Here is an 18268-nt window from a genome sequence, read left to right on the forward strand (position 1 = left end):
TGACCCTGCGTCAGGGTCAAGCGGCGGCATGACGCCTAACCGCCTGAGGCGTAGTGGACCACCCACAGGCCCGGCACCGGCTCGGCCTCGCCGGTCAGCGTGAACCCGAGTCGCTCGTACAACGTCCTGGCAGGCGTGTTGTCGCGCCCGGTGGAGACCACGACCCCGCGCTCGCCGGCTCTGGCCAGGACCTCCTTCACCAGCGCCCGCCCGACGCCGCGCCGGTGCGCGCCGGGGTCCACCATGAGCCGGTCGAGGTCCACCTCCTCGGCGGTCTCCTGCCAGGCCACGGCCCCGAGGAGCGTGCCGTCGTCGTCGAACGCGCCCAGCCAGGTGAGCGGCTGGGCCCGCAATTCCTCGGATGTCTCGTGCAGCGGCGGGATGCGGTCATCGCCGATGATCTCCGCCTCGACCCGGTAGGCGGCGTGCTGCAGATCGATCAGGCCCGGCTGATCAGCTGAGATCTCGGATATACGCATTCAGCCAATCTCCCACAACGCGCTCACCGGCATCGCCCGCATCCGATCCCCGAACGGCAGCGTCTGCGTTCCCGTGTGGAGCACGATCCCGGCGATGAAGTCGTCCCCAAGGCGGTCGGCGAGGTGCCGCAGTCCTCGAAAATCGTCCGGCCGTACGGTCGATGCGGCCTTGACCTCGATACCCACGACCTGACCCCGGCGGTTTTCCAGGACCGCGTCCACTTCCACCTTGTCTTTGGTCCGGTAGTGGTAGAGGTCCACCTGCTCTTCCGCCCAGGTCAGCTGGCGGGCGAGCTCCATGAGCACGAACCCCTCCATAAGGGGGCCGAACTGTCCCCCAGGACGTACGAGGCCCCGTGCGTCGGCGCCGAGCAGGTATGCGGCGATCCCGGAGTCCACGAACGCCACCTTGGGAGTGCGGATGGCCCTGTTGCTCAGGTTTCTCGACCAGGCAGGTATGCGTTTGATCAGGAAGACCTCTTCGAGCAGGTTCAGGTAGCGGGAGGCCGTGGTGGCCGGCAGCCCTGCCTCACCACCGAGGGACTGGCTGACGAGAAGTTGTCCGGAACGTGCCGCGAGTAGCCGGATGAGCACGCGCAGCTCGGCCACTCGTTCGATCTCCAGCAACGCGGTCATGTCGCGGGCAATCAGATGATCGACATAGGAGCTGAAGAAGCGCCGCCGTCTGCGATCGTTCACCCGCGCCACCGCTTCCGGAAAACCGCCCCGCACGACGCGTTCCGCATAGTCGGCTCGTGAGACATCGGCGGTGTGACGTAGGTCTGGCCCTTGGTCGAACACGGCATCGATGAAGCCGTCGGGGGCGCCGTCGATCTCTCCTTGGGAGAAGGGCCACAATTCTATCGTTTCCATCCGTCCCACGAGCGTGTCAGGCAACGTTCGCAGCGCGAGAACACGGGACGAGCCCGTCAGGAGGAACCGACCGGGACGTTGGTCGGCGTCGACTTGAGCCTTGATGGCGAGCAGCAACTCGGGTGCCCGCTGGATCTCGTCGATGACCATCATGCCGGGAACGTCGACGAAGCCATCGGGATCCGCTCGGGCGCCCTGGAGAATGTACGCCACGTCCAGATCGCGCCACTCTGCCGCGTGCTCGTTGACCAGTTGTTTCACGAGCGTGCTCTTGCCGCTCTGGCGGGCGCCGTTGATCAGCACCACCCGTGTGTCCGTCAGGGCTTCCTTCACGAGGGTTTCCGCGTGCCGGACGACCACTCTGCCCAAGGGGGTATGCGCCATGGGGTCAGCATCGCACATCAGCGGTGGTTTGGACGCTAATCACGTGGTGGTTTGGTCGCCCTTCGTATGGGTGATTGGCCGCTCATGCCGTGGTGGGTTGGCCGTACCCTGGCTGAGACTCCCACCCAACCCGCTGATCGTCTCCGGCAGCACTAGCCGCCAGCAACTGCGGTAGCTCTGCTGCGCCCTGGTGAATAGATTGGCTGTCCATGTCTGAGGTGATGCGCTTCTACTACGAAGGCGAACCTGAGCCGCAGATGTCCGAAGAGTGGGAAGCGTTCATGAACGATCCAGATCGCTTTCGCGGTTATCCGGCGCTGCCCGACCCTGAGGACATCACCGCGGAGGAACTGCTGGAGCAGTTGCAGGCGGTCGACACTCGGTCAGTTCGCGATAGCAACGACCCGCTCCTTTCCGTACCACCGGAACAGATCGATCCACCTGTCGAGGACACCGATCCGCCCACAGCGGTCGCCTCTGGCCCAGAGAAGGACGCGGCGGGAGTACATCCCAAGGCCGAGATCTGGGCCGTGTTCAGCGAGTCGGTCACCGAAGCGCGGATGGAGCTGAAGGGCCCCGACGGCTCCCCGGTCGCAGGCAACTCCCAGCAGGAGAACGAAGACATCGCAGCGTTCCTGCCCGAGCAGCCGCTGGCCGTCGATACCCGATACACCGTCGAAGTGTCCGGTGCGAAGGACGCGGCGGGCAACGTCATGTCCGGCCCGCACACTTGGTCGTTCACCACGGGGGCTGACGTTCCGACCGTGAGCGGGTTCGAACCCGGCCGGGATGCCACCGATGCGCCCCCGGACATCAAGGTCATGATGACGATCAACGAGGCGGTGACCGACGTCCAAGTCATCATCAAGGATCCATCGGACACGGCCGCACAGGGGGCGCTTAGCAGCGACAACGGCAACACCCTGTGGACCTTCACACCGGCGGCGCCGCTCGCCGTCTCGACCGTGTACCGGGTGGAGGTCAGCGGGGCCAAGAACGACTCCGGCAATGTCATGGCGCCCTACACCTGGTCATTCACCACCGGCGAGACATCTCCAACCGAGCACAAGGCGGCGGGCTGATGTCTGGAGTATCGCTGTCCATCGTCAATCCCTCGGTCACGAGGAGTTCACTCCGAACATCGTCAGCTTCACCCTGCTGAAACTGTAGTTCTGTTCTGCTGTGCCATAGGAGTCCAACGCCGTGGCTGCGGCGCGAACCTCACGAGGTAGCCGCCGCATCGCCGACCGGGCCGTTGTACGCCAGCATGGTCGACTCCGCGGGCACCACGATGTCCGCCACCTCCACCACTCGATCGCCGGCGAGGTGGGCCCGTTGGATCACCATCACCACGCTTCCCGCGCCGATGTCGAGCCGCTTCGCCTCCTTGTGGGTCGCCACCCGCGCCGACACCCGCTCGTCCCAGGCGTCCACCATCAGCCCGATGGAGGCCATGCGGCGTGGCACGCCCTGACCCGCGAACTCGCCGCCTTCGGGGAACGCGATCGGCGTGCCCTTCGTCAACGCCAGCGGCTCCCATGAGGTCAGCAGCATCCACGGCCCCTCGTCCTTGGTCGAGAACAGGTAGGCGGTGCGCATGACGTCGTGCCAGTGCCCGTCCGCTTCGGCGAGGCCGAGCCGCTCGCGTATCTCCGGCGGGGCCTGCATCGTGTCGGAGGTGTACTCCAAGCTGCCGTGACGGCCCTGCTCCTCTATCGCCGGACCGAACGGCGAGCCGTCCTGCCGTTCCCGGAACCACGAGCGCACCAGCACCTGCTGTCCCGCCTCGCCGACGCGTACGGGGAGCAGGCCACGCACACCGGACGGATGATCTACGTCGAGCTGTGGGACCGGCCGTGAGCGGCTACAGCGTCGTCCCGTTTGTGATCGCCTACGCCCGCGAGGAGGTACGCGACCGGCTCGTGTTCGAGCCGCACGACGGATCGGACCGCGGGCTGCGGTTGGCGTACGAGATCCCGCGCAAGGGCGACCGCGTCGGCGGCGTCCTGCGCGCCCGCGTGCGGGACCTGCGCAGGCGTGTCGGCAAGCGCGGCCCCGAGCGGATGCGCAAGCTCAACACGAGACGGCAGTGGTTGTGCATGGACCGGCTGCTGTGCCAGGTCTGCTCCCGCCCCGCGACCGAACCGGGCACCGGCCGGTCGTGGTGGATCCTCGTCCCGCCCGTGTTCGAGGTCGACGACAGCGGGCGAGGGGGCCGTACGAACGCGCCGCCCACCTGCCGCGCCTGCGTCGACATCGCGCTGAGCGAGTGCCCGATGCTGCGCGCCGATGCCACCGTGTGCACCGTCGGCCGGGTCGAGCCCGCCGGAGTGCTGGCCGACATGTACGAGCCCGGCCCGGTGCCGACGCTGACCGCGCACAACGTCTAGGTCTCCTGGGACGCCTTCGCCCGCCACCCGCATATCCTGGCCACGTCGCAGGTCGTCCAGCTGCACGATGTACGCGAGCTGGTCAGGACCGGATGAACAGCCAGGAAGCCGACTCGCCCGGCTCGTAGGGGGAGTCGAGGCGTTCGGCGACCACGCCGGGTAGGCCCGGCCGATCCGCCGATATTTCGGATATGTGCACTCAGCCAACCTCCCACAACGCGCTCACCGGCATCGCCCGCATCCCACCACCTCCGTGATACGTTCGGCGGCGGCATGCGCCGCTAAAGACTGAGGAGGTGAGACCGATCAACGCTGTGACAGGTCGGGGCTCCCTCCCCCGCATGGCCTAGGGAGTGCCCGAAGAAGGCATCCCGAAAGGCTTCAATCGCTATGCGCTTCACCTCTGAAACGTCGTCCGACGGCGTCTCCGAACAGCTCTTCACCCTCGGTGAGATCCCCGGCGTGCTGTGGACGCCGGAAGACGCCACCGGCCCTCGACCCCTCGTCCTGATGGGCCACGGCGGCGGCCAGCACAAGAAGGCTCCCGGCATCGTGTTCCGCGCGGGCCGCTTCGTGGCCGAGTGCGGTTACGCGGTGGTCGCGGTCGACGTGCCCAGCCATGGAGACCGTCCGAAGGAGGAGGAGTACGACCGGATCGCGACCGCGAACCAGGCCCGCGCGGACGCCGGAGAGGAAGCCGGAGAGGAACTGGCTCCGCTGATCGCCTCCTTCCAGGCCCTCGTGGCCCGCCGGACCGTACCGGAGTGGCGGGCGGTCCTGGACGCGGTCCAGGAACTCGACCACGTCGGCACGGGCCCGGTGGGCTACTGGGGCGTGTCGCTGGGCTGCGGGCTCGGCGTCCCGTTCGTCGCCGCCGAGCCCCGGGTCCAGGCGGCGGTCCTGGGGCTGGGCGGGGCGCTGTCATCGGCCGGGGACGCCGCGCGCATCACCGTCCCGGTGGAGTTCCTGGTGCAGTGGGACGACGAGCGGGTCCCCAGGGCCCAGAGCCTGGCCTTGTTCGACGCCCTGGGCTCGGCCGAGAAGACGCTGCACGCCAACCCCGGCAAGCACGCGGAGATTCCGCTGTTCGAGATGGACAGCACCCTGCGGTTCTTCGCCCGCCACCTCCGCTGACCCAGGGACGCGAGCCAGGCGGATAATCGGTTGGCATCGCAGGACGCCCGTTGTTAGGTTGCCGGGCGTGTCCAGCCCAGAGGCGTCAAGACGTTGACGCGCTCCCCAGCGTGCAGGCCGGAGATTCAGCCCGTGCCGCACGTGCGGCACCTCTGTGGCTTCCTGTTTCGCTGGGTCCTGCCCTCCGCTAGGCGGCGGGTCTTACGGTCCCTCCGCAGGCGTTTAGCCTCTCCGCCCGTCCGGCGGCGAGGATGTTGATCGCGGCGTTGACGTCCCGGTCGTGGACCGCTCCGCACGGGCAGATCCACGACCGGATGTTCAGCGGCATCGTGCCCGCCACGGCGCCGCACGCCGAGCACGACTTGCTCGATGGGAAGAACCGGCCGACCTTGGCGAAGCCCCGGCCGTACCGTCCGGCTTTGTACTCCAGCATGGTCACGAACTGCGACCAGCCCGCATCGTGAACGCTCTTGGCCAGCCGGGTGCGGGCCAGGCCCTTCACGCACAGGTCCTCCACATACACCGCTTGGTTGTCGCGGATGATCCGCGTGGAGAGCTTGTGCGCGAAGTCCCGGCGCGCGTCGGCCACCCTGACGTGAGCACGGGCGACCCGGGCCGCGGCCTTCTTCCGGTTCGCCGACCCCTTGGCCTTGCGGGACAGGGCCTGCTGAGCCTTCTTCAACCGTCGTCCGGCGCGGCGCAGAAACCTCGGGTTGTCGATCTTCCGGCCGTCCGAGAGCACCGCGAAGTGGGTGAGCCCCAAGTCGATACCGACCTCGTCCGGCGCCTGCGGCAACGGATCTGCGCCGGTCTCGACCACGAACGAGGCGAAGTACCGCCCCGCCGCGTCCTTGATGACCGTCACGCTCGACGGCTCGGCGGGCAGATCACGAGACCAACGCACCGGCACGTCGCCGATCTTCGGCAGGCGCAGCTTCCCGCCCGCCGTGACCGTGAAGCGGGCGTTCTTGGTGAACCGGACCGCCTGCCGGTTGTCCTTGCGGGAGCGGTAGCGGGGCGGCGCGGCCTTCGGTCCTTTCCGCTCGCCCGACAGGGAGGCGAAGAAGTTGCGGTAGGCCGTGTTCAGGTCGGCCAGCGCCTGCTGGAGCACCACGGCGGAGACCTCGCCCAGCCAGGCGCGTTCCGGCGTCTTCTTCGCCTGGGTGATGACCTGCTTGGACAGGTCTGCATCCGAGATGTACGGCAAGCCGCCGGCGTGGGCTTCCCGCCTGGCGCGCAGCCCGTCGTTGAACACCGTCCGTGCACACCCGAACGCCCGAGCCAGCGCTTGACGCTGACCAGCAGACGGGTGGAGCCGGAAGTTGTACCGGAGCTGCACGCCATGACCTTACCGCTGGTTCATGGCTGAGCATGGGCACATGAGCACAGGTAGACACTGGTTTTCGTCCTGCACGCCCACGTGGTTTCCGCGGCCTGGTTCCGGCATCGGGTGTTCACCGGGACGCAACTGGAGCGCATGGAGCAGATCATGCGCGCCATGGGCACGTCCGAGTTCATGCTGTCCGGCCTGGTGCCGGGCATCGCCCAGGATCTGGGCGTGACCATCCCGGAAGCCGGCCGGCTCACCTCGGCGTTCGCCGCAGGGATGATCGTCGGCGCGCCGCTGATGGCGATCCTGAGCCTGCGCTGGCCGCGGCGCCCGCCGTGCTGGCGCTCTTCGGCCTCGGTTCGTTCGCCGGCGTCACCGTCGCCGGCCGGGTCGCCGACGTACGGCCCGCGCGGCTGCTGGTCCTGGGCGGGGCGGCACTGCTCGCCGGGTGGGTGGTGTTCGCGCTGACCGCCGGGAGCCCGGTGGCGACGGTCGTGCTCGTCCTCGTCCAGGGGACGCTCGCGTTCGCCGTCGGCTCGACGCTGATCTCCCAGGTTCTCTACGCCGCCGCCGGCGCGCCGACGCTGGGCGGCGCGTTCGCCACGGCGGCGTTCAACGTCGGCGCGGCGCTCGGTCCCTGGCTGGGCGGTCTCGCCATCGGCGCGGGTTACGGGTTCCGCTCGCCGCTGTGGGTGAGCGCGCTGCTGGTGGCGCTCGCCCTCGCCGTCCTGGTACGGCGTCAGGACGGGATGAACAGCCAGGCCGCCGACTCGCCCGGCTCGTAGGGGGAGTCGAGGCGCTTGGCGACCACGCCGGGCAGGCCCTGCCGGCGTGCCGCCTCAAGGACCGGCCGGGCGTCGCCGGGCCACGAGGGGGCGGTCTGCCAGCGGGGCGTCGACAGGTCGAGCGCCTCCAGGGCCGCCCGGCGGACCTCGTAAGGCTCGTCCAGCAACACCCGGCCGTCGTCGTACAGCAGGTCGTAGAAGACCAGCACCTCGGCGCCCGAGAGGGTGGCGAGCTCGCCGTCCAGGAGGGCGGTGCGGCTGCCGAACGACGCCGCGAGCGCCCGCAGCCACGGGTGCTCGCGGGCGGCGGCGGTGCGGCCGCCCTCGATCGGGACCAGGAGGCGGCGCCCGCCCCAGGCGAACTCGTACGCGTACGCGGCGGTGTCGCGCGGCAGGCGGGAGCGGCGCGAAGGGAGCATGGGCGCGACGTCCGGCAGGGGAGCGCGGGACGGGGGATCCATGCGGTGGATCATCCAGTTCTTGCCGTTCGTCTGGAACAGCACGAACCGGCCCTCGGCTCGGGAGCCGTGCAGGACGACCTTGACCTCGCGCTCGGACCATTTCTCGGTCTCGTACGTGCCCTGGTCCCAGATCGTCATGGTGCCGCCGCCGTACTCGCCCTGGGGGATCTCGCCGTGGAAGGTGAGGTACTCCATCGGGTGGTCCTCGGTGTGCACGGCCAGGTGGTTGGTGGCGGGGTCGGACGGCAGGCCCTTGGGGATGGCCCAGGAGGCGAGCACGCCGTCGCGTTCCAGGCGGAGATCCCAGTGGAGGGAGCGGGCGTGGTGCTCCTGGATGACGAAGGAGTCGCCGCCACCGGGAGCGGGGGATGCCGGGGGCACGGGTTCGGGGGTACGGCTGGCGTCGCGTTTGCTCCTGTATTGCGTGAGTTTGTCAGCCACACAGCCGTACTACCCGGTTATTCGCGAATGGACGAGCGAACCCCCGCCGGCTTCTGGAAGGATGATCTCTCCCAAGCAATCCCCCCTCCCAAGGACATCAGAATCATGAGGCGTTGGATCCTCCCCGCGGCCGTCGCGCTGGCCGCGGCTCTACCCGCGACCCCCGCCGTGGCCCAGGCCGCCCCCGACCCGGCGCAGGCCGTCAAAGCGCAGCTGCGGCACGAGCGCGGGGTGCGCATCGCCGAGATCTCGCGGACCGTGACCGGCAAGGCGTCCACCAGGACCCGCTACCACAGCGGCATCCAGCTCGCCCCGACCGGCCCGGTCGCCTCGTGGGCCGACGTCGAGGACGCCTCCGACACCCGCAGCCAGGACGGCCTGGGCGCCAAGCCCGGCCAGAAGGCCGCCGTGGGCACGTCCGTCTACACCTCCGGCGAGGCCGTCGCCGACCTGCTGCCCAAGGACAAGCTCTGGATCCGGGTGAAGCAGAGCGGCCACCCCAACCTGGCGCTGGGCACGGCCAGCAAGCAGACGATCAACGTGTTCGACCCGGCCGTGCTCAAGGCGGTGCTGAAGGGCAAGGGTGGCAAGGCGGTCACCGGCGGCCGTCACTACAAGGGCACGATCACGTACGCCAAGTTGTACGAGGCCGCGAAGGGCCACTACGGCAAGCTGTTCGACGGCGCCCCGCGCGGCTCCTTCGCCAAGACCGCGATCTCCTGGAAGCTCTGGACCGACGGCCGGGGCCTGCCCGTGCGGCTCTCGACCACCGAGCGGGCCACCTCCGGCGCGTACCGCACCATCGACACCCGCTACTCCAGCTGGGGCGAGCACCTCATCGTCACCGCCCCGGCCAGGGCCGAGGTCGTCGAGTGGAAGGACCGCAGCCGCCCCGGCACCGCGAACTCCGTGAACGACCTGGTCCTGACGGACGCGTACGCCGGCACCGGCCAGTCGTGAGGCGGTTCGTTCTCGCGGTTGTAACCGCCACACTGGCCGCCCTGATCACGGCCCCGCCGGCCGCCGCCCGGACCGCCGCCCCCGACCCCGTCCGGGCGCTGCAGAAGCAGCTCAAGTCCGAACGTGGCGTCAAGCTGAATGAGCTGGTCAAGCTGGGGTTCGAGAAGGCCACGACGCGCAATCGGACCAAGGGCGGTGTCCAGCTCGCCCCGTCCGGCCCCGTCGCCGCCTACGCCTCCGCGGAGACAGCGACGGGAGAAACAGGCACGACCGAGGTGCTCGGATTCGAGCGGCACCTGTACCTCGGTGGTGAGGACCTGGCCAAGCTGCTTCCCCCGGGAAAGCGGTGGGTGGGCGCCGAGGCGGTCAAGGAAGCTCGTCCGCTGCTGCCCATCCTCGCCGCCACCCAGCAGCCGATCAACGTGTTCGACCCGGCCGTGCTGAAGGCGACCTTGAAGGGCGAGCGTCCGCAGAGGGTCTCCGGCGGCTACCTCTATGAGGGGGTCGTGACGTACAAGGAGCTGTACGAGGCCGCGAAGTCCTACTACGGCGCCCACTTCGACGGCGTGCCGAAGACCGAGTTCGGTAAGCGGACGATCGACTATCGGCTCTGGACTGACGGCGCGGGCCTGATCAAGCGTCTGCGCACCTCCGAGAATCAGAGTTTCTCTGCCATCGTCGACACCCGATACACCGACTGGGGACACCTCCTGGTGATCACGCCCCCGGCCGAGGACGAGGTCCTCCCCTTCGAAGACCTTGAGGACCTTGAGATCCCGGAGCCCGGCCTGCTGAAGGACGGCCTTCTCGGACTGCGTTAGTCGAGGGCCTTGCGGAGCCAGGATTCGACGCCCGCCACGTGGACGGTGGCCCAGGCACGGGCCACCTCCCCCTGGCGGGCGGCGATCGCCTCGTAGATCGCGGTGTGCTGCTCGCGGGTCTTGGCCAGCGCGCCCTCCTGGGTGAGGCCGCGCCAGATGCGCGCCCGGGTGGTCGGCCCCGACAGGCTCTCGATGAACGAGCAGAGCACGCTGTTGCCCGACCCGAGCGCGATCCGCTGGTGGAACCGCAGGTCGTTGGCGACCAGCTCCTCGATCGTCGGCTCCTCGGGCAGCGACTCCAGGATCACCCGCAGCTCGTCGATGTCGTCGTCGGTCATCAGCTCGGCGGCCATCGCGGTGGCGGCCGGCTCCAGAATGCGGCGCACCTCGAAGAACTGCAGCACGGTGTCGTCGCGGTGCAGGTCGAGGACGAACGACATGGTGTCGAGCAGCAGCCGGGGCTCCAGGCTGGTGACGTAGGTGCCGTCGCCCTGCCGCACGTCCAGGACGTTGATCAGGGCGAGCGCGCGCACCGCCTCGCGCAGCGAGTTGCGTGACAGCCCCAGCCGTTCGGCGAGGTCGGCCTCCTTGGGCAGCCGGTCTCCCGGGGCGACCTCGCCCGAGAGGATCATCTGCTTGATCTTGTCGATGGCCGCGTCGGTGACCGCCACGCTTTTCTCCCTAGACATCGGATGTCTACGATTCTAGGGCTTGGAAACGTACCGGATCGCCCCCCGGCAGGCGGCGGAGCACGCCGCGGACTTCCAGGGTGCGCAGGTGGGCGGCGGCCTCGCCGGCCGCCATGCCTCGCAGCATCGGCGGCAGCTCGGACCAGGGCCGGTTCCAGGTCATCATGGCGGCGGTCTCCCAGATGGTCAGCGGCTCCGCGCGCTCGGCCAGCAGGGCGAGGAGCCGTTCGAGCTTCTCCTCGTGATGGTGACGGATCTGCGCGGCCCGTGCCGCCACATCTGGAAATGTCCATTCATGAGCGGGCAGGGCGCCGAGCTCTCCCAGTTCGCCGACCCTGGTCAGCGACTCCAGGAAGTCGCCCAGCGGGTCGACGTCGTCCCGGTCGAAGGGATAGATCCCGATGTGCGGGGTGATGCCGGGCAGGACGTGATCGCCGGTGAAGAGACGGTCGGCGTCCTCCAGGTGCAGGCAGACGTGGCCGGGGGTGTGACCGGGGGTGTGCACCACCCGCAGCTTCCTGCCGGGCAGGTCGACGAGGTCGCCGTCCCGCAGCCGCCGGTCCGCCGGCGCGGGCGGGTCCTGCCTGCCGTCGGCCGCCGGGCCCTCGGGCAGGTCCTCCGACGGCGCGCCGGCCCGGCGGAGCATGTCGACCTGGAAGGACCCGCGGACGTCCGAGGGGACGCCGTTCATCATGTCCACGATCGCCGCGTCCGCCTCGTGCATGGCGATCCAGGCGCCCGACTCCTCCCTGACCCTCCCGGCCAGCCCGGCGTGGTCCGGATGGAAGTGGGTCACGACCACCCCGTGCACCGACGCCACGTCGATCCCCGCCGCCGCCAGCCCGTCACGCAGCGCCGCCCACGCCTCCGGGTGGTTCCACCCCGCGTCCACCAGCACCGGCCCGCGCGGGGACTCGATCGCGTACACGAGCGTGTAGCCGAGCGGATTGCCGGGGATGGGCACGGGCACGCTCCACACCCCGAAGCCGAGGTCCAGCGGGCGCTGCTCGGCGTACGAACGACGGGTCACGCGAGACGCTCGATGATCGTGGCGGTGGCCAGGGCGCCGCCCGCGCACATGGTCACCAGCGCCGTCGAGCCGTCCGACCGTTCCAGCTCGTGCAGCGCCGTGGTGATCAGCCGCGCGCCCGTCGCCCCGACCGGGTGGCCGAGCGCGATCGCGCCGCCGTTGACGTTGACCCGGTCGAGGTCGGGCTCGTGCACCTGCGCCCAGGACAGCGCCACCGACGCGAACGCCTCGTTGACCTCGAACAGGTCGATGTCGCCGATCGTCATCCCGGCCGCGGCCAGCGCCTTCGCGGTCGCGTCCACCGGCCCGTCCAGGTGGTAGTACGGCTCCGCGCCGACGAGCGTCTGGGCCAGGATCCGCGCCCGGGGGCGCAGCCCGTGGCGTGCGGCGGCCTCCCTGCTCATCAGCAGCACGGCGGCGGCGCCGTCGGAGATCTGCGAGGAGGTGCCGGCGGTGTGGAGCCCTTCCTCGCCCAGCACCGGCTTGAGCCGGGCCAGCCCTTCAGCCGTGGTCTCGCGCAGCCCTTGGTCCCTGGTGACGGTCCCGACGGGGACGATCTCGCGCTCGAACCGCCCGTCGGACCACGCCTTGGCGGCCCGCTGCTGGGACCGGGCGCCGAACCAGTCGAGCCGCTCCCGGGTGAGCCCCCGCCGCCGGGCGATCCGCTCCGCGGCCGTGAACTGGTCGGGCAGGTCGATGCTCCAGTCGTCGGGCCGCGGGTTCGCCGGCAGCACGTTGCTGCCGAGCGGCGCCCGGCTCATCACCTCGACGCCGCAGCCCACGCCGACGTCCATCACCCCGGCCGCGATCATGGCCGCCGCGAGGTGCACCGCCTGCTGGGAGGAGCCGCACTGGGCGTCGACGGTGGTCACGCCCGTCCGGTAGGGGAGACCGGCGTAGAGCCAGGCGTGCCTGCCGACGTGGCCGCCCTGCTCGCCCGCCTGCGTCACGCATCCCGCGAACACCTGGTCGACCAGCGCGGGATCGATCCCGGCCCGCTGGATCAGCCCGTTGAGCGCGGTGGCCAGCACCTGCTGCGGTTTCAGCTCGGCCAGCCAGCCGCCGCGCTTGCCGATCGGGGTGCGGACGGCCTCGACGATGACGGGTGTGCGCACAGTCTCCTCCAGAACGTTACTCTGGTCGCGACTGTAACTTGTTCTACTTTGATCCGGAAGCCCCGGCGGGCAACGAGGCGGGCAGCCCGAACCGCGCGAACATCCCCGGCTCGAAGAACATCGCGACATGGCTGACCTGCGGCCCGTCGAAGTCGAGCACCTGCAGCGCGAACTCCCGATAGATGTCGCCCTCGCGCAGATAGAGGGCGAACGCCTCCTGCCCGTTGGCCCGTGCCGGAACCAGCCGCAGATCCTCAGGCGCCTCTGCGGGGCACTGCGCTTGCACGAGCCGGGCGATGTCTTCCGCGCCCTGGTACCACCCGTCGAAGGGGGGCATCTCGAAGACCGCGTCCTTGGTGAACAGCTCGACGATCGCCCCGACGTCGTAGGACTCGAACGCCTCGACGTAGCGGTCGAGCTGCTCGCGCTGGTCCGGAGTGAGCGGCTCCGGCCGGTCGTCGAGGCTCGGCGCGACCTCCTCCAGCTGGGCGCGGGCGCGCTGGAGGACGCTGTTGACCGCCGTGGTCGTGGTGTCGAGCACCTCGGCCACCTCGGCGGCCCGCCACTTGAGCACGTCACGCAGGACCAGCACCGCCCGCTGGCGCGGCGGGAGGTGCTGCAGGGCCGCGACGAGCGCGAGCCGGATGCTCTCGCGGGCGGTGACGATCGCGGCCGGGTCGTCGCCGCCCGCGCCCACCATCCCGTCGGGGACGGGCTCCAGCCACGGCACCTCGTGACGCTCCACCAGCGGCGCGGTCGGCTCGGACGCCGGCGCGCCCAGCCCGGTCGGCAGCGGCCTGCGCCCTCGGCTGTCGAGCGCGGTCAGGCACTGCGTGGTGGCGATGCGGTAGAGCCAGGTGCGCAGCGACGAGCGGCCCTCGAACCCGTCGTAGTGGCGCCAGGCCCGCAGGTAGGTCTCCTGCACCAGGTCCTCGGCGTCGTGCACCGAGCCCATCATGCGATAACAGTGGGCGAGCAGCTCCCGGCGCATCGGATCGGCCTGCCGGAGGAACTCCTCGTTAGATGGCCTCTCGGTCATACAGTCCTGTATAGACGACGCCACCGACAGATCGCTTACGCGCAGGTCAGGGTCAGTGCGGCACGGTGAGGACGATCTTGCCGGTGGTACGGCCGCTCTCGCCGAGTTCGTGCGCCTTGGCCGCGTCCCGCAGCGGCAGCACGGCGGCCACCTCGGGGCGCAGTCTGCCCGCCTCCATCAGCGCCGCCAGCGCGCGCATGGCGGCGTGGTCCGGCTCGACCAGCATCACCGCCGACCTGACGCCCAGCGCGGCCGCCTCGTCGTGCACGCCCTCGTCCATCACCGACAGGGGCAGCGTGACGATCGTGCCGCCCCGGCGCATGGTGCGCAGCGAGCGCCGCCCGTAGTCGCCGCCGATGCCGTCCAGCACCACGTCCACGTCGCCGACGACCTCGGCGAAGTCGACCTCGCGGTAGTCGACCAGCTCGTCCGCGCCGAGCCCGCGCAGGAACCCGTGCTTGGCCGCGCTCGCCGTGCCGATCACGTACGCGCCCCGCGCCTTGGCGATCTGCACCGCGAAGTGGCCCACCCCGCCGGCCGCGGCGTGGACGAGGACCCGCTGCCCGCCCCTGAGCCCGGCCACGTCCACCAGCGCCTGCCACGCGGTCAGCGCGGCGAGCGGGACGGCCGCCGCGTGCACGTGGTCGACGCTGGGCGGCTTGCGGGCGAAGTGACGGGACGGCGCGGTGACGTACTGGGCGTAGGCGCCGTTGCCGTACGGGTAGCGCAGCATGCCGAACACCTCGTCGCCCGGCTCGTACAGGGCCTGGCCGAGGCCGGAGCCCTCCACCACGCCGGAGACGTCGTAGCCGAGCGTGAACGGCGGCTCGCCCAGCAGCCCGCCCGTGGCGCGCGTCTTCCAGTCGGTCGGGTTGACGCCGGTGGCCTCCACCCGCACCAGCACCTCGGTCGGGCCGGGCACCGGCTTGTCGGTTTCCGTCATCCTCAGCACCTCAGGGCCACCGAGCGCGTCCTGAGTGATCGCAAGCATCCTCATGCGTACCAGCTTGCGCCTTCTGTCCCCGTACGGGCGAGAGATCGCGAAGCCGACATCCGCAAAGATCCGGCCAACCGTCCGCCAGACCAACATGGTGCCGAGTCCGCCGGCTCCGCGATCGGATCGACCGGGACGAGTCGCCGGGCCGCTGGAGCGTCCCGGTGGGTCAGAGGCCGGAGAGGAGGCGGTCGGCGGCGAGCTCGATGCGGCGCTGGATCTGGTCGTGGGTGCGGCGGCCCCGGAGGATCTCCAGGAGTTCCTGGACCCACACGCTCGCCAGCGAGCCCGCGAGGGCGAGCTGCTCCTCGGTGGCCTGCTCGGGGGTGGTGCCGGTGGAGACGCGCAGCAGGAGGCCGGCCATGCGGTCGCCGAGCGGGATCTCGACGTCGTCGGCGAGGATGAGCGAGCGGATCAGCGCGTCGGCCAGCTCGGGCTCGCGCATGAGCCCTCTGGTGGCCCGCATCAGCACGTCGACCGCGCGTCCCGGCGGGGTGGCCGCGCTCGGCGGGCGCCGCTCGATGCTGCTCTCCAGCAGGTCGATCTCCTCGCCGACGACGGCCACGACGAGGTCCATCTTGGACGGGAAGTAGCGGTAGAGCGTGCCGAGCGCCACGCCTGCCCGCTCGGCGACGGTGCGCATCTGCATGGCCTCGACGCCGCCCCGCGAGGCGAGGGCCGCGGCGGCCTGGACGATGCGCTTGCGGCGCTGGTGCTGGCTGCGCGAGCGGGCGCCCTGGCCGTCGGGAGAGGATCCGCCGGACGTGAGGCCGTCGGGTGTGAGGTCGTGCTCCATGGTCCCCTCAGGGTGGGTGGGGGGTGTGGCGATGGCTCCGCGAGTGGCCGCCTGCGGGGTACGCATAAGAACACGTTATCTGATTTCCCGATGCCCCGGCTTGTTACTCGCCGGTCACAAAGAAGGCCTATCAGTGCATGTCTTCCCCGTTACGCGGATATATCGAGGATTATTCGGATTAATTGGCACTGGACAGATATTGGAATCTGTTCTAGTTTTCGATTCGGTTGACCGAGCGCTTGGTGGAGGGCAGATGGACTTCGACCTTGACGAGACCCAGGAAGCCCTGCGAGACCTGGCCGCCGGCCTGCTCGCCAAGGAGGCGAGCCAGGAGCGGCTGGAGGCGCACGAACGCGGCGGCGCACCGTACGACGGACGGCTGTGGCAGGCGCTGCGCGAGTCCGGGCTGACCGCGATCTGCGTGCCGGAGCACGCGGGCGGCGCGGGGCTGGGGCCCGTCGAGATGGCGGTGGTGCTGCGCGAGGCCGGTGCGCGGGCGGCGCCGGGCCCGCTGGCCGCCACCCTGGTGAGCACCTTGGCCGCGAGCCGGTACGGCACCCCTGACCAGCAGAAACGGCTGACCGGCGCCACCGTCTCCACGGTCGCCATCAGGGAGCCGGGCAGAGCCCTGGCCGACCCGCCCGCCACCACCGCCGAGCGGAAGGCGGGCGGCTGGGTGCTGACCGGCCGCAAGTGCGGCGTCGCCTACCCCGACGGCGACCTGCTGGTCACCGCCGACGAGGGCCTCTTCCTGGTCCACGCCGCCGTCCCGGCGTCCGGCTCCGCATCGGCGGCCGAGGCGACCGCCCCGGCGTCCGGGATCGCCCCGGCGGCCGAGGCCGCCGTGGTCGCGGTGTCGGAGTTCGCCTCGACGGGGGAGGTCGTCGCGACGGTGACGTTCGACGCGGCACCGGCGGAGCGGGTCGCCGGTCCGGAGGTGGTGGCGGGGGTGCGCCATCTCTACACCGCCGCGACGGCCGCGCAGGCGTCCGGGGTGCTGGCCGGGGCGCTGCGGCTGACCACCGAGCACGTCAGGAACCGCAAACAGTTCGGCCGCGCGCTGGCCGAGTTCCAGGCCGTCACCACGCAGGTCGCCGACGTCTACATCGCGGCGCGGGCGCTCGACGTCGCCATGTGGTCCGGGGCCTGGCGGCTGGCCGAAGGGCTGCCCGCCGAGGAGGACCTGGCACTGGCCGCGTACCACACGAGCGAGGCGGCCCGCGCGCTCTACACCTGCCAGCACCTGCACGGCGGGCTGGGGCTCGACGTGACGTACCCGCTGCACCGCTACTTCGCGCACGCCAAGCACCTGGCGCACCTGCTCGGCGGCGCCGACGCCCAGCTCGACCTGATCGGAGCGCTCGCCTGATGCTCATCGACCTGACCCCAGAACAGCGCCGCCTCCAGGGCGAGCTGCGCGCGTACTTCGCCGCCTGCCTGACTCCCGAGGAGCGCGCCAAGATCGCCGAGGATCCGTTCGGCGAGGCGTACATGGCCCACTGCCGCCGCCTGGGCCGCGACGGCAAGCTCGGCCTCGGCTGGCCGGAGGAGTACGGCGGCGCCGGTCTCGGCCCCATCGAGCAGCAGATCTTCGCCAACGAGATCGCCCGCGCCGGCGTCCCGTACCCGCTCATCTCCGTGCAGACCGTCGCACCGACGATCATGCAGTACGGGACGCGGGAGCAGAAGGAACGCTTCCTGCCGAGCATCCTCGCGGGAGAGTGCCACTTCGCGATCGGCTACACCGAGCCCGAGGCCGGCACCGACCTCGCGTCGCTCCGCACCACGGCCGTGCTGGACGGCGACCACTACGTGGTGAACGGTCAGAAGATCTTCACCAGCGGCGCCCACTACGCCCAGTACATCTGGCTGGCCGCCCGCACCAACCCCGACGCGAAGAAGCACAAGGGCATCACCATGATGATCGCCTCCACGGACGACCCCGGCTTCTCCTGGACGCCGATCACCACCATGGACGGCCGCCACCACACCAACGCCACCTACTACTCCGACGTCCGCGTCCCGGTCGACATGGTGGTCGGCGAGGTCGACAAGGGCTGGGACCTGATCGTCAACCAGCTCAACCACGAGCGCGTCACGCTCGGCCCCGCCGGGAACCTCGCCCAGATCCACGACCGCCTCCTGGCCTGGGCCCGCCGCGCCGGGCTGGCCGACCAGCCCGACGTACGGCGCGTGCTCGGCCGCGTCCGGGCTTTCTCCCGTACGAACGAGCTGCTGAACTGGCAGGTCGCGGCGAACATGGACCTCGGCTGGCTGGGCGCGCCCGACGCCTCCGCCACCAAGATCTATGCCTCCGAACGGATGCAGGAGGCGGGACGGCTCGTCGGTGAGATCCTGGCCCGCTACGGCGACCCGGCCGATCCGGAGACGGCCGCGCTGATCGAGGTGACCGACCGGGGCGTCAAGGGCGGCCTGGTGCTCACTTTCGGCGGCGGCGTCAACGAGGTGCAGCGGGAGCTGATCGCCATGCTCGGGCTGAGCCTGCCCAGGCCGCCCCGGTGACGGCGCTGGTCCCGGCTTGGCCCG

General features: G+C 70.4%; 18 protein-coding genes and 1 pseudogene. 8 read left to right on the forward strand and 11 right to left on the reverse strand.

Annotated features, from left to right (window positions below):
• Positions 1-35: 35 nt before the first annotated feature.
• Together FR742_RS02490 and FR742_RS02495 are read right to left on the reverse strand one after the other, a co-directional pair.
• Positions 36-479 carry an N-acetyltransferase gene (locus FR742_RS02490; RefSeq protein WP_148029401.1) on the reverse strand — a complete coding sequence of 148 codons (444 nt, stop codon included), beginning with the start codon at positions 477-479 and terminating at the stop codon, positions 36-38.
• Complete coding sequence (locus FR742_RS02495; protein WP_261808322.1) at positions 480-1685, reverse strand: ATP-binding protein; 1206 nt, start codon at positions 1683-1685, stop codon at positions 480-482.
• Between the two features lie 260 nt (positions 1686-1945).
• On the opposite strand from FR742_RS02495, the gene FR742_RS02500 reads away from it, so the two are divergent.
• Positions 1946-2818 (forward strand): Ig-like domain-containing protein, encoded by an 873-nt coding sequence (locus tag FR742_RS02500; protein WP_148029403.1) that lies wholly within the window; start codon positions 1946-1948, stop codon positions 2816-2818.
• Between the two features lie 139 nt (positions 2819-2957).
• Here the strand turns inward: FR742_RS02500 and FR742_RS02505 are convergent, their stop codons facing one another.
• Positions 2958-3554 (reverse strand): UTRA domain-containing protein, encoded by a 597-nt coding sequence (locus FR742_RS02505; RefSeq protein ID WP_148029404.1) that lies wholly within the window; start codon positions 3552-3554, stop codon positions 2958-2960.
• Between the two features lie 38 nt (positions 3555-3592).
• Between FR742_RS02505 and FR742_RS02510 the strand changes: the two genes are divergently transcribed.
• Together FR742_RS02510 and FR742_RS02515 are read left to right on the forward strand one after the other, a co-directional pair.
• Positions 3593-4126 (forward strand): hypothetical protein, encoded by a 534-nt coding sequence (locus tag FR742_RS02510; protein ID WP_148029405.1) that lies wholly within the window; start codon positions 3593-3595, stop codon positions 4124-4126.
• 390 nt (positions 4127-4516) lie between these two features.
• The gene (locus tag FR742_RS02515) at positions 4517-5260 is read left to right on the forward strand and encodes a dienelactone hydrolase family protein (protein WP_148029406.1); all 744 of its coding nucleotides are present in this window, start codon (positions 4517-4519) and stop codon (positions 5258-5260) included.
• Between the two features lie 187 nt (positions 5261-5447).
• Here the strand turns inward: FR742_RS02515 and FR742_RS02520 are convergent, their stop codons facing one another.
• Positions 5448-6599, reverse strand: coding sequence for an RNA-guided endonuclease TnpB family protein (locus FR742_RS02520; RefSeq protein WP_148029407.1), 1152 nt, complete (start codon positions 6597-6599; stop codon positions 5448-5450).
• Positions 6600-6737: 138 nt separating this feature from the next.
• Here FR742_RS02520 and FR742_RS02525 point away from each other — a divergent pair.
• Positions 6738-7375 (forward strand): annotated as a pseudogene (locus FR742_RS02525) (MFS transporter).
• On the opposite strand, the gene FR742_RS02530 reads toward FR742_RS02525, so the two are convergent.
• Positions 7330-8277, reverse strand: a complete 948-nt coding sequence (locus FR742_RS02530) for a DNA polymerase ligase N-terminal domain-containing protein (RefSeq protein ID WP_148029408.1) — start codon at positions 8275-8277, stop codon at positions 7330-7332. The pseudogene FR742_RS02525 and the gene FR742_RS02530 overlap by 46 nt on opposite strands.
• A 105-nt stretch (positions 8278-8382) precedes the next feature.
• On the opposite strand from FR742_RS02530, the gene FR742_RS02535 reads away from it, so the two are divergent.
• Positions 8383-9237 (forward strand): hypothetical protein, encoded by an 855-nt coding sequence (locus tag FR742_RS02535; RefSeq protein WP_148029409.1) that lies wholly within the window; start codon positions 8383-8385, stop codon positions 9235-9237.
• Positions 9234-10058, forward strand: a complete 825-nt coding sequence (locus FR742_RS02540) for a hypothetical protein (protein WP_148029410.1) — start codon at positions 9234-9236, stop codon at positions 10056-10058. Before FR742_RS02535 ends, FR742_RS02540 begins: the two co-directional genes overlap by 4 nt.
• On the opposite strand, the gene FR742_RS02545 is transcribed toward FR742_RS02540, so the two are convergent.
• The 6 genes from FR742_RS02545 to FR742_RS02570 form a co-directional block, all read right to left on the reverse strand.
• Positions 10055-10729 (reverse strand): FadR/GntR family transcriptional regulator, encoded by a 675-nt coding sequence (locus FR742_RS02545; RefSeq protein WP_148029411.1) that lies wholly within the window; start codon positions 10727-10729, stop codon positions 10055-10057. The two genes, FR742_RS02540 and FR742_RS02545, sit on opposite strands and share 4 nt — an antisense overlap.
• 25 nt (positions 10730-10754) lie before the next feature.
• Positions 10755-11777 (reverse strand): MBL fold metallo-hydrolase, encoded by a 1023-nt coding sequence (locus FR742_RS02550; RefSeq protein WP_148029412.1) that lies wholly within the window; start codon positions 11775-11777, stop codon positions 10755-10757.
• Positions 11774-12892, reverse strand: coding sequence for a steroid 3-ketoacyl-CoA thiolase (locus FR742_RS02555; RefSeq protein WP_148029413.1), 1119 nt, complete (start codon positions 12890-12892; stop codon positions 11774-11776). Before FR742_RS02555 ends, FR742_RS02550 begins: the two co-directional genes overlap by 4 nt.
• A 43-nt stretch (positions 12893-12935) precedes the next feature.
• Positions 12936-13931, reverse strand: coding sequence for a sigma-70 family RNA polymerase sigma factor (locus tag FR742_RS02560; protein WP_148029414.1), 996 nt, complete (start codon positions 13929-13931; stop codon positions 12936-12938).
• 52 nt (positions 13932-13983) lie between these two features.
• On the reverse strand, positions 13984-14874 hold the full coding sequence (locus FR742_RS02565; protein ID WP_261808324.1) for an NADP-dependent oxidoreductase: 891 nt from the start codon (positions 14872-14874) through the stop codon (positions 13984-13986).
• A 220-nt stretch (positions 14875-15094) separates the two neighbouring features.
• Positions 15095-15721, reverse strand: a complete 627-nt coding sequence (locus tag FR742_RS02570; protein ID WP_148034303.1) for a TetR family transcriptional regulator — start codon at positions 15719-15721, stop codon at positions 15095-15097.
• Between the two features lie 253 nt (positions 15722-15974).
• On the opposite strand from FR742_RS02570, the gene FR742_RS02575 reads away from it, so the two are divergent.
• A complete protein-coding gene (locus tag FR742_RS02575) occupies positions 15975-17090 on the forward strand; it encodes an acyl-CoA dehydrogenase family protein (protein ID WP_148029415.1) in 1116 nt (371 codons plus the stop codon).
• A complete protein-coding gene (locus FR742_RS02580) occupies positions 17090-18244 on the forward strand; it encodes an acyl-CoA dehydrogenase family protein (RefSeq protein ID WP_148029416.1) in 1155 nt (384 codons plus the stop codon). Before FR742_RS02575 ends, FR742_RS02580 begins: the two co-directional genes overlap by 1 nt.
• Positions 18245-18268: the final 24 nt, after the last annotated feature.

The organism is Nonomuraea sp. C10 (genome assembly GCF_008017515.1).
Lineage (GTDB): Bacteria > Actinomycetota > Actinomycetes > Streptosporangiales > Streptosporangiaceae > Nonomuraea > Nonomuraea ferruginea.